This is a genomic window from Streptomyces sp. TN58 (assembly GCF_001941845.1).
In the GTDB taxonomy this organism is placed as follows: Bacteria; Actinomycetota; Actinomycetes; order Streptomycetales; family Streptomycetaceae; genus Streptomyces.
Genome location: NZ_CP018870.1, coordinates 2,945,962 through 2,960,947, shown reverse-complemented (window position 1 = coordinate 2,960,947; position 14,986 = coordinate 2,945,962). Strand labels below are relative to the sequence as shown.

The 14,986-nt window shown below is 72.8% G+C and carries 9 protein-coding genes; 6 read left to right on the top strand and 3 right to left on the bottom strand.

Annotated features, from left to right (window positions below; all coding sequences use genetic code 11):
- Nucleotides 1–214: 214 nt before the first annotated feature.
- Nucleotides 215–1,051 carry a hypothetical protein gene (locus BSL84_RS13410; RefSeq protein ID WP_234363461.1) on the bottom strand — a complete coding sequence of 279 codons (837 nt, stop codon included), beginning with the start codon at nucleotides 1,049–1,051 and terminating at the stop codon, nucleotides 215–217.
- Between the two features lie 76 nt (nucleotides 1,052–1,127).
- The gene (locus BSL84_RS13405) at nucleotides 1,128–2,741 is read right to left on the bottom strand and encodes an MFS transporter (RefSeq protein ID WP_234363460.1); all 1,614 of its coding nucleotides are present in this window, start codon (nucleotides 2,739–2,741) and stop codon (nucleotides 1,128–1,130) included.
- Nucleotides 2,742–3,080: 339 nt separating this feature from the next.
- Between BSL84_RS13405 and BSL84_RS13400 the strand changes: the two genes are divergently transcribed.
- Together BSL84_RS13400 and BSL84_RS13395 are read left to right on the top strand one after the other, a co-directional pair.
- Complete coding sequence (locus BSL84_RS13400) at nucleotides 3,081–3,857, top strand: ABC transporter ATP-binding protein (protein ID WP_376500927.1); 777 nt, start codon at nucleotides 3,081–3,083, stop codon at nucleotides 3,855–3,857.
- On the top strand, nucleotides 3,854–6,439 hold the full coding sequence (locus BSL84_RS13395) for an ABC transporter permease (protein ID WP_075970421.1): 2,586 nt from the start codon (nucleotides 3,854–3,856) through the stop codon (nucleotides 6,437–6,439). The genes BSL84_RS13400 and BSL84_RS13395 overlap by 4 nt, the downstream gene beginning before the upstream one ends.
- Before the next feature lie 104 nt (nucleotides 6,440–6,543).
- On the opposite strand, the gene BSL84_RS13390 is transcribed toward BSL84_RS13395, so the two are convergent.
- Entirely contained in the window at nucleotides 6,544–7,995 is a 1,452-nt protein-coding gene (locus BSL84_RS13390; RefSeq protein ID WP_079273184.1) for a DUF2079 domain-containing protein, read from the bottom strand.
- Between the two features lie 252 nt (nucleotides 7,996–8,247).
- On the opposite strand from BSL84_RS13390, the gene mfd reads away from it, so the two are divergent.
- The 4 genes from mfd to BSL84_RS13370 all read left to right on the top strand — a co-directional run bounded on the left by mfd (nucleotide 8,248) and on the right by BSL84_RS13370 (nucleotide 14,973).
- Entirely contained in the window at nucleotides 8,248–11,781 is a 3,534-nt protein-coding gene (mfd, locus tag BSL84_RS13385; protein WP_030027794.1) for a transcription-repair coupling factor, read from the top strand.
- A 169-nt stretch (nucleotides 11,782–11,950) separates the two neighbouring features.
- Nucleotides 11,951–12,580 carry a hypothetical protein gene (locus tag BSL84_RS13380; RefSeq protein ID WP_030027795.1) on the top strand — a complete coding sequence of 210 codons (630 nt, stop codon included), beginning with the start codon at nucleotides 11,951–11,953 and terminating at the stop codon, nucleotides 12,578–12,580.
- Complete coding sequence (locus BSL84_RS13375) at nucleotides 12,577–14,184, top strand: protein kinase domain-containing protein (RefSeq protein WP_045323279.1); 1,608 nt, start codon at nucleotides 12,577–12,579, stop codon at nucleotides 14,182–14,184. Before BSL84_RS13380 ends, BSL84_RS13375 begins: the two co-directional genes overlap by 4 nt.
- A gap of 168 nt (nucleotides 14,185–14,352) precedes the next feature.
- On the top strand, nucleotides 14,353–14,973 hold the full coding sequence (locus BSL84_RS13370; protein ID WP_030029761.1) for a SurA N-terminal domain-containing protein: 621 nt from the start codon (nucleotides 14,353–14,355) through the stop codon (nucleotides 14,971–14,973).
- The last annotated feature ends 13 nt before the right edge of the window (nucleotides 14,974–14,986 follow it).

The following is a 14,986-nucleotide window of genomic DNA, read 5'->3' as shown; positions in this document are numbered from 1 at the left end:
GGCCGGTGCCGGCGTGGGTCCCGGCCGGGACTGCATGATTTGTGGCGCCTTGGCCGGAGTGGTCCGTACGGGCTCCTGCCGCGCCAACACATCACGTTCTACGTCCCGGACAGCACCCACCCCGTCCCCGCCCCCGTCCCGGGTCGGCCGATCGGTAGAGCAGGTTTCCCAGCCGCCACCGCGGAGCGCAGCGCTCCCGCGCTGCCCGGCGTCGTCACCGGCGCTGCTGGGCCGGGAGGGTGGGGGCCTCGTAGCGGTACGGGTCGCTGCGCAGGCCGCGGGACGTGGCCACCACCGTGAAGGGCGGTGTCGCCGAGGGCGGCAGGGTGGCCGTCAGGGTGCCGGTCACCGGGTCGGGGTGGGCCTCCAGCGGGGTGCCGTCGACGGTGAGGCGGGCGTCGGCGAAGCCGCCGCCCTCCACCGTGAGGTGGTCGCCGGAGACGGAGGCGGCGGTGATCACCGGGTTGGGGCGGGTGGCGATCTTGTTGACGAGGTAGGCGCCCGCCGGGGCGCCGGTCAGGGCCCAGATCTCCTCGGGCAGGCGGGGGAGGCCCGCGCCCACGTCGGCGAGGAAGAAGAGGACGACGTAGAGCATCGTGACCGCGTTGAGCGTGACGTACTGGAGGTCGACGAGGTCGGTGCGACCGCTGTCGTTCGCGATGAGCTCCCGCAGCGGGCGGCGGCCCGAAGCGGTGGGCGGGGCGGCCGGTTTGGCCAGGGTGCCGTGCGCCACGCGCAGGCCGACCACCGTCTTGGCGGCGATCAGGGCCAGGTACGGGCCGCCGAGCAGGGGCAGGTAGACCGTGGTCAGCGGGGACAGCGGGCCGTCGGTGCCGCCGAACCACGTCACGCCGCCGCCCGCGGTGAGGCCGTAGCCGAGCACGGTGAGCAGGAGCCAGACCAGGATCACCGTCCACGCCAGGGCGAGTGCCGTGGAGGTGGAGAGCCGGCCGTCGCGGCCGGTGACGAAGGCCGGGCTGCGGCGCAGCCGCAGGGCGAGCGGGCCGGCCAGCGCGGCCAGTAAGAGCAGTGCGCACAGTGCTGGTGCCATGGTGTCCCCCCGGATGTCGGTGCTGCGTACGAGCGTCGCCGACTGCCCTGGTCATGACAAGGCGACACGGCGGGCCTCAGTCGTCCCGCAGTTCCGGGAGGACGGGGAACCGGCGCGGGGCCACCAGGAGCAGGACGAGCAGGGCGGCCACGGCGGAGGCCGTCGCGCCGAGGAAGATGTGCTCCACGGCGGCGGCCACGGCTTCGCGCAGGTGGTCGGCGGCGGCGCGGGGAAGCAGGTCGGGGTGCTCCAGGGCCTTGGCGACGTCGTCGAGGTGGTGCGGCAGTCCGCCCACCGGGGCGTCGGCCAGGCGGGCGGCGATGGTGGCGTTGGCGACGGCGGCGAGCAGGGCGGCGCCCACGCTCTGGCCGACCTGGCGGCAGAAGAGCACCGAGGCGGTGGTGGTGCCGCGTTCGGTCCAGCCCACGGTGGACTGGACCCCGACGATCAGCGGGAGCTGGAAGAGGCCGAGGGAGGCGCCGAGCAGCAGCATGATCAGGGCGGGCTGCCAGGGCCGGGCGGGGTACGGGAGCAGAGTGAAGCCGAACAGGACCACCGCGGCGAGGCCGATGCCGACGGCCGCGCTGTTGCGGAAGCCGATGCGCCGGTAGACGTGCTGGCTGAGGGCCGCGGTGACGGGCCAGCTCAGGGTCATCACCGACATGACGAGTCCGGCGCCGACGGGTCCCAGGCCCAGTACGGACTGGGCGTAGGTCGGCATGAAGACCATCGGGGCGACCATCAGCAGGCCGAGGGCGCCCATGGCCAGGTTGACGGCGGCGATGGTGCGCCGGCGCCACACCCAGCCGGGCAGGATCGGCTCCTCGGCCCGCCGTTCCACCCGGACCACGACGGCGGCCAGGACGGCGCTGCCGCCCAGCAGGCCCAGTGAGGGGGCGGACAGCCAGGGCCAGGCGACCCCGCCCTGGACGAGGGCGAGGAGCAGGAGTCCGCCGCAGCAGAAGACGCCGAGGGCGCCGGCCCAGTCGACCGGGCCGCGACGGCCGGGGGAGCGTACGGGCTCCGTCAGGTGGCGGCTGATCATCCACAGGGCGAGGGCTGCCAGCGGCAGGTTGATCAGGAAGATCCACCGCCAGTGCGCGTAGGAGGCGAGCAGCCCGCCGAGGGCGGGGCCGGCCACGGCCGAGGTGGCCCAGACGCTGGACATGCGGGCCTGGATCCTCGGGCGCTCCTTCAGCGGGTACAGGTCGGCGGCCAGGGTCTGCACGGTGCCCTGGAGGGCGCCGCCGCCCAGGCCCTGGACGATGCGGAAGGCGATGAGGGCGGCCATGTTCCAGGCGGACGCGCACAGCAGCGAGCCGAGGAGGAAGAGGCCGATGCCGAAGAGCAGGACGGGCTTGCGGCCGAAGGTGTCGGACAGCTTGCCGTAGACCGGCAGGGTGACGGTGACGGCGAGCAGGTAGCCGGAGAAGAGCCAGGAGAACACGGAGAAGCCGCCGAGGTCGCCGACGATCTGCGGGACGGCGGTGGCGACGATGGTGCTGTCGAGGGCGACGAGGGCCATGCCGAGCATCAGGGAGGCGACCACGGGCGCCGCGGGGCGTCCGGCGGGCGGGGTGGTCCCGGCGGCGGTCGCGTCTTTGGCCGAAACCGCCGCACCGGGGGTGGCGCCCGTAGGCCCGCCGGGTATGCCGGCCGGGCTTCCGTCCGTGCTGTCCGCAGCGGGCACCGAGATCCCTTCCCCTTGCACGTAGTTGCGGGGGACACCATCTCATCGCGGCCCCGCGGGCGGTATCCCCCAGGCCGGGTCGTCCGAAGGGCGGACAACCCCTAGGGGGTCCTCCGCACTACGGGCCAGGGCTCTTTCCTCCCGGCGGAGGAGGTGGGGGCGCCCGGTCTCTCCTTAACTGGAGCATACGAACCGGGGGCGCGGGTGGGGTTAACCCCCGGGTCGATACGGCTACGGGCACCAGCGCGCCGTAGGGCCCCGCAGCCGCAGACTCCATCCAGGCGGCGCGGTGACGCAGACGCACGCATTCGAAGAAGGAGACAGACCGTGACAACGGCAATGACCGAAACCAGGCACGGGGGTACTGGAGGGCATGCTGCCGTCGCGGCCCGGGCACGGAAGGTCGTCAAGGCCTACGGCTCCGGGGAGACCCGTGTCGTCGCCCTCGACGACGTGGACGTGGACATCATGCGCGGCCAGTTCACCGCGATCATGGGCCCCTCCGGCTCCGGCAAGTCCACGCTGATGCACTGCCTCGCCGGCCTCGACACGGTGACCAGCGGGCAGATCCACCTGCAGGACACCGAGATCACCGGCCTGAAGGACAAGAAGCTCACGCGGCTGCGCCGCGACCGGATCGGCTTCATCTTCCAGGCCTTCAACCTGCTGCCCACGCTCAACGCCCTGGAGAACATCACCCTCCCGATGGACATCGCGGGCCGCAAGCCCGACGCGGAGTGGCTGAACAGGGTCGTGGAGACCGTGGGACTGGCCGGCCGGCTCAAGCACCGCCCGACCGAGCTGTCCGGCGGCCAGCAGCAGCGCGTGGCGGTCGCCCGCGCCCTCGCCGCCCGCCCCGAGATCATCTTCGGTGACGAGCCGACCGGAAACCTGGACTCCCGGGCGGGCGCCGAGGTCCTCGGCTTCCTGCGCCGCTCGGTGGACGAGCTCGGCCAGACCATCGTCATGGTCACCCACGACCCCGTCGCCGCGTCCTACGCCGACCGCGTCATCTTCCTGGCCGACGGCCGGATCGTCGACGAGATGCACGCGCCCACCGCCGACCAGGTCCTGGACCGGATGAAGGACTTCGACGCACGCGGGCGGACCTCATGAGCAACACCGTCCTGAAGACCTCGCGGCGCAACTTCGTCGCGCACAAGGGGCGGATGGCGCTGTCGGCCGTCGCGGTCCTGCTCTCCGTCGCGTTCGTCTGCGGCACCCTGGTGTTCACCGACACCATGAACACCACCTTCGACAAGCTGTTCGCCGTCACCAACTCCGACGTGACCGTCAGCCCCAAGGAGGCCGAGAGCGGGGAGGGGACCCCCGACCGCGGCAAGCCCGAGACACTGGCGGGCACGGTCGTCGAGCAGGTCAAGAAGGCCGAGGGCGTCAAGAGCGCCGAGGGCGGCGTCGTCTCGATGGCCGTCACGGTGGTCAACGCCAAGAACGAGAACATGGGCTCGACCACCGGCGCCCCGACCATCGCGGGCAACTGGAGCGACAACGAGCTCAAGTCCATGAAGATCACCTCCGGTCAGGCGCCGCGCGGCCCCACCGAGGTGATGGTGGACGCCGACACCGCGAAGAAGCACGGCCTGAAGCTCGGCGACGAACTGCGCACCATCGCCATCACCGGCGACATCCGCGCCCGCATCACCGGCATCGCCGCCTTCACCGTGACCAACCCGGGCGCGGCCGTCGTCTACTTCGACACGGCCACCGCACAGAAGTCGCTGCTCGGCTCCGCCGACTCCTTCACGCACGTCAACATCACCGCCAAGGACGGGGTGAGCGACGAGCAGCTCAAGCAGAACGTCAGCAAGGCCGTCGGCGCCGACGCCTACAAGCTCCAGACCGCCAAGGAGGCCGCGGACGCCAACCGCAAGGACGTCGGCGCCTTCCTCGACGTCATGAAGTACGTGATGCTCGGCTTCGCCGGCATCGCCTTCCTCGTCGGCATCTTCCTGATCTTCAACACCTTCTCCATGCTGGTCGCCCAGCGCACCCGTGAGATCGGCCTGATGCGTGCCATCGGCGCCGACAGCGGACAGGTCCTGAAGTCCGTGGTCGTCGAGGCCTTCCTGCTCGGCGTCGTCGGCTCGGTCCTCGGTGTCGCGGCGGGCGTCGGCCTGGCCGTCGGACTGATGGCCCTCATGGGCCAGATGGGCATGCAGCTGTCCACCGACGACCTGACCATCGCCTGGACCACACCCGTCGTCGGCATCGTCCTCGGCGTCGTCGTGACCGTCGTCTCCGCCTTCGTCCCGGCCCGCCGCGCCGGCAAGGTCTCCCCGATGGCCGCCCTGCGCGAGTCCGGAACCCCCGGCGACAAGAAGGCCGGCCGCGTCCGCGCCGCCCTCGGCCTGGTCCTCACCGGCATCGGCGGCGCCTGCCTCTACCTCGCCGCGACCGCCGAGAAGGCCGGGGCCGGATCCCTCTGGCTGGGCCTGGGCGTCGTCCTCACCCTCATCGGCTTCATCGTGATCGGCCCGCTGCTCGCCGCGGGCGTGGTGCGGGTGCTCTCCGGCGTGGTCCTGCGGCCCTTCGGGTCCGTGGGCCGGCTCGCCGAGCGCAACGCCCTGCGCAACCCGCGCCGCACCGGCGCCACCGCCGCCGCCCTCATGATCGGCCTCGCGCTGGTCGCCTGCCTGTCGGTGGTCGGCTCCTCGATGGTGGCCTCCGCGACCGACGAGCTCGACAAGTCGGTCGGCGCGGACTACATCGTCCAGTCCGAGTCCGGCCAGCCCGTACTGCCGCAGGCCGAGCAGGCCCTGCGCGCCACCGCCGGACTCGACCACGTCACCGCCTACCGCCAGGTGGACGCCAAGCTCACCGCGCCCGACGGCACCACCGAGGAGACCGGCCTCGGCGCGACCGACCCGACGTACGCCAAGGACCTCCGGCGCAAGATGACGGCCGGCGAGCACGCGGCGGCCTACGGCGACGGCTCCATGTCGGTGGGCTCCCTCTACGCCACCGAGCACGGCATCAAGCTCGGTGACGAGATGACCGTCGCCTTCACCGGCGGCAAGACGGTCAAGCTGAAGGTCGCCGCGATCACCAGCGACGAGGGCAACCTCGACAAGGGAATGGCCTACATCAGCACCGAGACCGCCCGGGCGAACGTGCCCGCGGACCGGATGCCGCTGCCCTTCATGCTGCTCGCCACCGCCAAGGACGGGCAGTCCGACGCCGCCGCCTACAAGTCGGTCAAGGCGGCCCTGGCCGAGTACCCGCAGTACGTGGTGCGCAACCAGGCCGACTACAAGCAGGCCCTGAAGGACCAGGTCGGCCAGCTGCTGAACATGGTCTACGGCCTCCTCGGCCTCGCCATCATCGTCGCGGTCCTGGGCGTCGTGAACACCCTGGCCCTGTCGGTGGTCGAGCGGACCCGCGAGATCGGCCTGATGCGCGCCATCGGCCTCTCCCGCCGCCAGCTGCGCCGCATGATCCGCCTGGAGTCGGTGGTCATCGCCCTCTTCGGCGCCCTCCTCGGCCTCGGGCTGGGCATGGGCTGGGGGGCCACCGCGCAGCAGCTGCTGGCGCTGGAGGGCCTGGAGGTCCTGGAGATCCCGTGGCCGACGATCATCGGGGTGTTCGCGGCATCGGCCTTCGTCGGCCTGTTCGCCGCACTGGTCCCGGCCTTCCGGGCGGGCCGGATGAACGTCCTGAACGCGATCGCGAGCGAGTAGCCGGCGCCGCGTTCGTACGGGGGGAGGCGCGGGCCCGGGACGGTGAGTCCCGGGCCCGCGCCTTTCCGCGCCCGTACGGGACCGCTCAGCCGGTACGGGGCCGCTCAGCCGGTGCTGTCGCGGCGCATCAGGACGACCCCGCCCGCCTCGCCCACCAGGGTGTACCGCTCGCCGGGGTGCAGCTGGGAGGCGTAGCCGGTCGGGTCCTCGCCGGCCCACTTGTTGCCGTTGTCGATGGTGATCCAGTCGGGTACGACGCCCTTGCTGCCGCCGATCCACAGCACGCGGCAGCGGGAGGTCAGCCGGGTCAGCGGGGTGGTGTCCGCCTCCACGGTGGCCCCGTCGGGGATCCGGGCGAGGAGCCGTTCGATCGCGACGGCGCGGTCGGGCTTGGCGTAGGTGGACGCCTCCGTCAGCTTGGCCGTCGGCATGCTCGTCATGGCCAGGGCCAGGGAGGCGGCGAGCACCGCCGTGGGCATCTGGAGGGCGTAGGCGCGCAGCCAGGGCCGGTCGCCGCGCCGGACGGTGTCGACGGCATCGACCAGGGCGAGCGCGACGACGGGCATCAGCACGGCGCTGTAGTGCCAGTCGGTGGACCAGTAGTGGTCGTCCCCGGACAGGAACCGCCAGCCGAGGGTGGGCGCGGCGACCAGCAGCAGCGGCGAGCGCAGGGCGAGGAGGCCGGAGGTGGGGATCAGCACCCAGCCCAGCGTGGCCAGCTTGGTGCCGACGCCGGCGAAGGGACCCCCGCCGTCGATCTTGTGCCAGTAGCCGTAGCCGTCGGAGGCGAAGGCCGGTATGAACACGGTGAACACCAGTACGGCGAACACGCATGCGCCCGCGGCGATGCCGAGCGCCGTCCACACGGTGCGCCGGCCGGCGCCGCGGGCCCGCCAGGCCACCACCACGGCCAGCGCGGCCAGCGTGAAGCCCAGGTCCTCCTTGACGAGGACCAGCGGCAGCCCCCACAGCAGGGCGGCCCGCCAGCGCCGGGCCAGGACCGCCTCCAGGGCGAAGGCCAGCAGCGGCACGGCGAAGGCGATCTCGTGGAAGTCGAACTCCACCGCACGCTGCACGCCCCACGACAGCCCGTAGGCCACGCCGACGGCGATCCCCCGGGCCCGGCCCAGGAGCCGTCCGGCCGCCCGGGTGACCGGGACGGCGGACAGCGCGAACAGCGCCGCCTGCACGACCAGCAGGGTGATCGGGCCGGGGAAGACCCGGTAGACGGGCGCGACGAGCGCGATGATCGGGCTGAAGTGGTCCCCGAGGATGTTGGCGCCCGGCCCCTTCAGGTCCGCGACGGGCTCCTGGAGGTGGGCGTACGCCCGGATCGCCTGCTCGAAGATCCCCAGGTCCCAGGACGCCCAGTCCATGCGCCGGAACCGGCCGACGGACAGCACGAGGTAGACGAGGAACAGCCCGCCGGCCACCAGCCAGGGCCCGGCCCAGCGGGGCGCGGCCGCCCGGGGCGGGGCCTGGTCGGCCGGTGCCGGGCGGGCTATGGCATCGCTCGTCACGGACTCGTGCTCCTCGGCCGTTCGGCGTGAACTCATGCGGACAGGGACGCGGCGAGCTCAGACGGTGGTTACGTCAACATCGTAAAGCGGGAGCAACGTCACAAGGGTGAGGAGGGCCCGGGCCCGCGCCGTGACCCGAATCCCTCGCGCGCCGCCGCGGGCGCCGTCGTAGGGTGGGAACCCCCGGCCCGTACGACGTGTCGGGTGCTTCGCGTTGCCCCTTGACGCCACCGGACCAGACCCTCAGACGCCCCCAGACCAGACCTTCACCGGACGGAATGCCTCCTCATGAGCCTGCACGGACTGCTCGACGCCGTCACCCGGGACGCCGCCCTCACCGAGGCGGTCACCGCGGCCGGTGACGGCAACCGCATGCACGTGGACCTCGTCGGACCGCCCGCCGCGCGCCCCTTCGCCATCGCCGCGCTGGCCCGGCAGACCCAGCGGACGGTGCTGGCGGTGACCGCCACCGGCCGTGAGGCCGAGGACCTGGCCGCCGCGCTGCGCTCCCTGCTGCCCCCCGACGAGGTGGCCGACTACCCGTCCTGGGAGACCCTCCCGCACGAGCGGCTCAGCCCGCGCAGCGACACCATGGGCCGCCGGCTCGCCGTACTGCGCCGACTGGTGCACCCCAGCAAGGACGACCCGGCCGCCGGGCCCGTCAGCGTGATCGTCGCCCCCATCCGCTCCGTGCTCCAGCCGCAGGTCAAGGGGCTGGGGGACCTCGTGCCGGTGAGCCTGCGGCAGGGCGCGACCGCCGATCTCGGCGAGGTCACCGAGGCACTGGCGGCCGCCGCGTACGCCCGCGTCGAGCTCGTCGAGAAGCGCGGCGAGTTCGCCGTGCGCGGCGGCATCCTCGACGTCTTCCCGCCCACCGAGGAACACCCGCTGCGCGTGGAGTTCTGGGGTGACGAGGTCGAGGAGATCCGCTACTTCAAGGTCGCCGACCAGCGGTCCCTGGAGATCGCCGAGCACGGCCTGTGGGCGCCGCCCTGCCGTGAGCTGCTGCTGACCGACGCCGTACGGGAGCGGGCCCTGGCCCTCGCCGAGGCCCACCCGGAGCTCGGCGAACTGCTCGGCAAGATCGCCGAGGGCATCGCGGTGGAGGGCATGGAGTCCCTCGCCCCGGTCCTCGTCGACGAGATGGAACTGCTGATCGACGTACTGCCCGCCGGGGCGATGGCCGTCGTCTGCGACCCCGAGCGGGTACGGACCCGGGCCGCCGACCTCGTCGCGACCAGCCAGGAGTTCCTGATGGCGTCCTGGGCGGCCACCGCAGGCGGCGGCGACGCCCCCATCGACGTCGGCGCCGCCTCGCTGCGCGGCATCGCCGACGTCCGCGACCGGGCCCGCGAGCTCGGCATGATGTGGTGGTCGGTCTCCCCGTTCGCCGCGGACGACACCGGCCTGGCCGCCGACACCCTCAAGCTGGGCATGCACGCCCCGGAGGCCTACCGCGGCGACACCGCCCGCGCCCTGGCCGACACCAAGGGATGGATCGCCGACGGCTGGCACGTCGTCTACCTCACCGAGGGCCACGGCCCGGCCGCCCGCACCGTCGAGGTGCTCGCCGGCGAGGGCATCGCCGCCCGGCTGGAGCCGGACCTCGGCACCCTGCAGCCGAGCCTGGTCCACGTCTCCTGCGCATCCGTCGACAACGGCTTCGTCGACCCGGCCCTGCGCCTGGCCGTGCTCACCGAGACCGACCTGACCGGGCAGCGCACCGCCACCAAGGACCTCGGCCGGATGCCGACCCGCCGCCGCAAGACGATCGACCCGCTGACCCTGGAGGCCGGCGACTACATCGTGCACGAGCAGCACGGCGTGGGCCGCTACGTCGAGATGGTCCAGCGCACCGTGCAGGGCGCCACCCGCGAGTACCTGCTCGTGGAGTACGCCCCCGCCAAGCGCGGCCAGCCCGGCGACCGCCTCTACATTCCCACCGACCAGCTGGAGCAGGTCACCAAGTACGTCGGCGGCGAGGCCCCGACCCTGCACCGGCTCGGCGGCGCCGACTGGACCAAGACCAAGGCGCGCGCGAAGAAGGCCGTCAAGGAGATCGCCGGCGACCTCATCAAGCTCTACAGCGCGCGCATGGCCGCCCCCGGCCACACCTTCGGCCCCGACACCCCCTGGCAGCGCGAGCTGGAGGACGCCTTCCCGTACGCGGAGACGCCCGACCAGCTCACGACGATCGCCGAGGTGAAGGAGGACATGGAGAAGTCGGTCCCCATGGACCGGCTGATCTGCGGCGACGTCGGCTACGGCAAGACCGAGATCGCGGTCCGGGCCGCCTTCAAGGCCGTCCAGGACGGCAAGCAGGTCGCCGTCCTCGTACCGACGACGCTGCTGGTGCAGCAGCACTTCGGGACCTTCTCCGAGCGCTACAGCCAGTTCCCGGTCAACGTGAAGGCGCTGTCCCGCTTCCAGAGCGAGACCGAGTCGAAGGCGACCTTGGAGGGCCTGCGGGAGGGCTCGGTGGACGTGGTCATCGGCACCCACCGGCTGTTCTCGCAGGAGACGAAGTTCAAGGACCTCGGCCTGGTCATCGTCGACGAGGAGCAGCGCTTCGGCGTCGAGCACAAGGAGCAGCTGAAGAAGCTCCGCGCCAACGTCGACGTGCTGACGATGTCCGCGACACCGATCCCGCGCACCCTGGAGATGGCGGTGACCGGCATCCGCGAGATGTCGACGATCACCACCCCGCCGGAGGAGCGGCACCCGGTGCTCACCTTCGTCGGCCCGTACGAGGAGAAGCAGATCGGCGCGGCCATCCGCCGAGAACTCCTGCGCGAGGGCCAGTGCTTCTACATCCACAACCGGGTCGAGTCCATCGACCGGGCCGCGGCCAAGCTGCGCGAGATCGTGCCCGAGGCGCGGATCGCGACGGCGCACGGCCAGATGTCTGAGCAGGCGCTGGAGCAGGTCGTCGTCGACTTCTGGGAGAAGAAGTTCGACGTCCTCGTCTCCACGACCATCGTCGAGTCGGGCATCGACATCTCCAACGCCAACACCCTCATCGTGGAGCGCGGCGACAACTTCGGCCTCTCGCAGCTGCACCAGCTGCGCGGCCGCGTCGGCCGCGGCCGCGAGCGCGGCTACGCCTACTTCCTGTACCCGCCGGAGAAGCCGCTGACGGAGACCGCGCACGAACGGCTCGCGACGATCGCCCAGCACACCGAGATGGGCGCCGGCATGTACGTGGCGATGAAGGACCTGGAGATCCGCGGCGCCGGCAACCTCCTCGGCGGCGAGCAGTCCGGCCACATCGCGGGTGTCGGCTTCGACCTGTACATCCGCATGGTCGGCGAGGCGGTGGCCGACTACCGGGCCGCGGTCGAGGGCGGCGTGGAGGAGGAGCCGCCGCTGGAGGTCAAGATCGAGCTGCCGGTCGACGCGCACGTCCCGCACGACTACGCGCCCGGCGAGCGGCTGCGCCTGCAGGCCTACCGGTCCATCGCGTCGGCCGCCTCCGAGGCGGACGTCAAGGCCGTCCGCGAAGAGCTCACCGACCGCTACGGCAAGCTCCCGGAACCGGTGGAGAACCTGCTGCTGGTGGCCGGGCTGCGGATGCTGGCGCGGGCCTGCGGGGTCGGCGACATCACCCTCCAGGGCAACAACATCCGCTTCGGCCCGGTGGAGTTGCGCGAGTCCCAGGAGCTGCGGCTCAAGCGCCTCTACCCGGGCACGGTCCTCAAGCCGGCCACCTCGCAGATCCTGGTCCCGCGCCCCAAGGCGGGCCGGATCGGCGGCAAGCCGGTGGTCGGCCGCGAACTACTGGCCTGGACCGGCGAGTTCCTCACCACCATCCTCGGCTCATAGCCGCCACCCCCCGCGGCCGGGGAGCATGCGCTCCGCGGCCGCGGACCCCGCGCCGGCGGGTGGCTTGCTGCGACCCTGCAACGGTTGCGCGCATCCCCTCACTGATGGCCGGGAACGCTGTATACCCTCAGACCCGAAACCTCTTCCGCACGGCCCGTCAGGAGCAGCGATGCACGGCCCCGGCCTTCCGCCGCAGCACGCCCCCCAGTCCACCTCGGGCGGCGTGGTGGCACTGCGCGTGGTGTTCATGCTGCTGCCCGTCCTGAGCTGCGGCTTCCTGGCCTGGGGCTCGATGCTGCGGCTCGCGCTGGTCACCCGGAAGTCCCGGGACTGGGGGCTGCTCGTGCTCAGCGGCGTGCTCGCGGTCGTCTGGATGACGCTGATCCAGATGGACCCGACGCCCGACGTCGACGGCTGGCAGGGCAACCTCGGCGCCGGTGGCTCGATCCTCACCGGCTTCGCGATCTGCGTGTACTTCCTCGTCGCCGACATCAAGCACCACGAGGCCGTCAGGGCCGCGGCCCCCGCGCCCTGGTACCCCGGGCAGCCCACCTCCTACGGCCACCCGCAGCAGGCCTCCCCGTCCTACGGCTACCCGCACGCCTCCCAGGCCCCCACCGTCATCTCGGGCCAGACGCCGGCCCCGCAGGTGCCCCCGCAGCCGACCCCGCCGCCGCGCATCGGGCAGGTCCGCGCCGAACTCGACGAGCTGAGCGAGCTGCTGCGCAAGCAGACCCCGCCGCCCGGCGGGCGCCCCCACGACCCGAACCAGACCGCCTTCCGGGATCCGCAGCAGTGACCGAACGCCTCATCGGAGACCGCTACGAGCTGGCGACCATCCTCGGTCAGGGCGGCATGGGCCAGGTGTGGACGGCCTACGACCGCCGCCTGGACCGCCGGGTCGCCGTCAAACTGCTGCGCCCCGACAAGGTCGCCGGCCCCGGCACGGTCGCCGAGGAGCTGCGCCGCCGCTTCGTGCGCGAATGCCGGGTCACGGCCCAGGTCGACCACCCCGGCCTGGTCACCGTCCACGACGCGGGCAGCGACGGCGACGAGCTGTTCCTCGTCATGGGCTACGTCGAGGGCTCCGACCTCGCCGACCACCTCGCCGCGCACCTCGCCGCCCACGGCCCGTACCCGTGGCAGTGGGCGGTCGCGGTCGTCGCACAGCTGTGCTCGGTGCTGTCGGCCGTGCACGCGGTGCCGATCGTCCACCGCGACCTGAAGCCGCGCAACGTGATGGTCCGCCCGGACGGCACCGTCCTGGTCCTCGACCTCGGCGTGGCCTCCGTGATGGACACCGACACCACCCGCCTCACCAGCACCGGCACGCCGATCGGCAGTCCCGCGTACATGGCGCCCGAGCAGGCGATGAGCGGCGCGGTGGGCCCGTACACCGACCTGTACGCGCTCGGCGTGCTCCTGTACGAACTGCTCAGCGGCAACGTCCCCTTCGCCGGGTCCACCGCCCTGGGCGTGCTCCACCGCCACCTGTACGAGGCCCCGGTCCCGGTCCGCCCGCAGCGCCCGGAGGTCCCGCAGGAGCTGGAGGCGCTGCTGATGCGCCTCCTCGCCAAGGACCCGCAGGACCGGCCGTCCTCGGCGCAGGAGGTGTACGAGGCCCTCGCCCCGCTGCTGCCGGCCCGCGACGGCCGCGGCCCGGCCCGCCCGCTGGACCCGACCCGGCCCTTCGTCCGCCCCCAGGCCCCCTGGCCGGACCGGGCCGCGGTGATCCCGCCGCGTCCGAGCACCCCGCCGCCGACCGCGCCGGCCTCCACGCCGACGGGCACCCCCGTGCCGCCGACGTCCGCGCCGACGCCCACGCACACCCCCGCGCCGGTGTCGGCGCCGCAGAAGCCCGACATCCCGGGCGCCGTGGACCAGGCCCGCACGCTCCTGGACCAGGGCCGGCTCACCCAGGCCGTGGACATCCTCGGCGGGATCCTCCCGGCGGCGGCCGCCGAGCACGGCGAGCACTCACCGGTGGTCCGTTCCCTGCGCAAGCAGTACGCGGCCACCCTGATGGACGACGGCCAGTACCGCCGCGCCCTGCCCGAACTGCGCCGCCTGGCGGAGGAGTTCCCGGCCGGCGACCCGCAGTCCCTGCGGTTCCGCTACGACGCGGCACAGTGCCTGGAACAGCTCGGCGAGCCGGCCGCCGCCCTGGCGGAGTACCGCTCGCTGCTCCCGTACTTCGAGAACCGCTACGCCAACCCGGACCAGGCCCTGCCCCTGGAGATCCGCCGCCGGATCGCGCACCTGCTGCTCTCCCTCGGCGACCGCCCGGCGGCCCACGACGCCCTGGCCCGGCTGCTGTTCGACGCGGAGCGGCTGCATGGCCCGACCCACCCCTTCCCGGCCGAGATACGCCGCACCCTGCAGTGGCTGAGCCAGGTCCGCTGACGGGCCCGGCTCGGCGGTGAGACGGCACGCGGGCGGGCACGAAACGTGCCCCCGACACCCCGTGAATCGTTGGTCGAACCGGTGGCCCGGGCCACCCTTACTGCATACCATCGATCACCGCACGGCCCTTGTGCACCGACGCACAATCTCCCGGCCCTGGAGGCTCCTTTGCACCGTCGCACTGCGCTCTCCGTCTCCGCCGCCCTGCTCGTGGCGGCGCCCCTGCTGTCCGCCTGCTCGGGCGAGACCCGGCCCGGCACCGCGGCCGTCGTCGGCGGCGAACGCATCACCACCTCCGCGGTCCAGGCCCAGGTGGGCGAGGTCCGCGCCGCGCAGAACCGTTCCGAGCACGCCGCGACCCTCATCTCCAACACCCCTCAGCTGGACCGGATCAAACTCGGCAAGATGATCCAGCTCCGGGTGCTGGAGCGGGCCGCGAAGGACGCCGGCATCTCGGTCTCCACCAAGGAGGTCGAGGAGGCCCGCAGGGCCCAGGAGGGCGGCAGGGGCGCGGCGGAGCTGGAGCAGGCCGCCCTCCAGGGCCGTGTCCCGCTCGCCGCCGGGCAGATCGACGAGGAGGTGCGCTTCCAGCTGCTGCTCGGCAAGCTGAGCGAGCGCTACGGCGAGGACAAGATCATCGAGCCGCTGGCGAAGGCGTCGGAGGCCCTCCACATCGAGGTCAACCCGCGCTACGGGGCCTGGGACGCGCAGCAGGTCGGACTGGGCCCGGTGGAGACCCCCTGGATCACCCAGCGGACCCGCCCCGAGCAGGCACCCGCCGGAGCCTGACGCCCCGCGGCGG

Coding starts and splice junctions, on each gene's coding strand:
- BSL84_RS13410 (WP_234363461.1), bottom strand. CDS start 1,051: ATGGCACCAGCACTGTGCGCACTGCTCTTACTGGCCGCGCTGGCCGGC.
- BSL84_RS13400 (WP_376500927.1), top strand. CDS start 3,081: ATGACCGAAACCAGGCACGGGGGTACTGGAGGGCATGCTGCCGTCGCG.
- BSL84_RS13395 (WP_075970421.1), top strand. CDS start 3,854: ATGAGCAACACCGTCCTGAAGACCTCGCGGCGCAACTTCGTCGCGCAC.
- BSL84_RS13390 (WP_079273184.1), bottom strand. CDS start 7,995: ATGAGTTCACGCCGAACGGCCGAGGAGCACGAGTCCGTGACGAGCGAT.
- mfd (WP_030027794.1), top strand. CDS start 8,248: ATGAGCCTGCACGGACTGCTCGACGCCGTCACCCGGGACGCCGCCCTC.
- BSL84_RS13380 (WP_030027795.1), top strand. CDS start 11,951: ATGCACGGCCCCGGCCTTCCGCCGCAGCACGCCCCCCAGTCCACCTCG.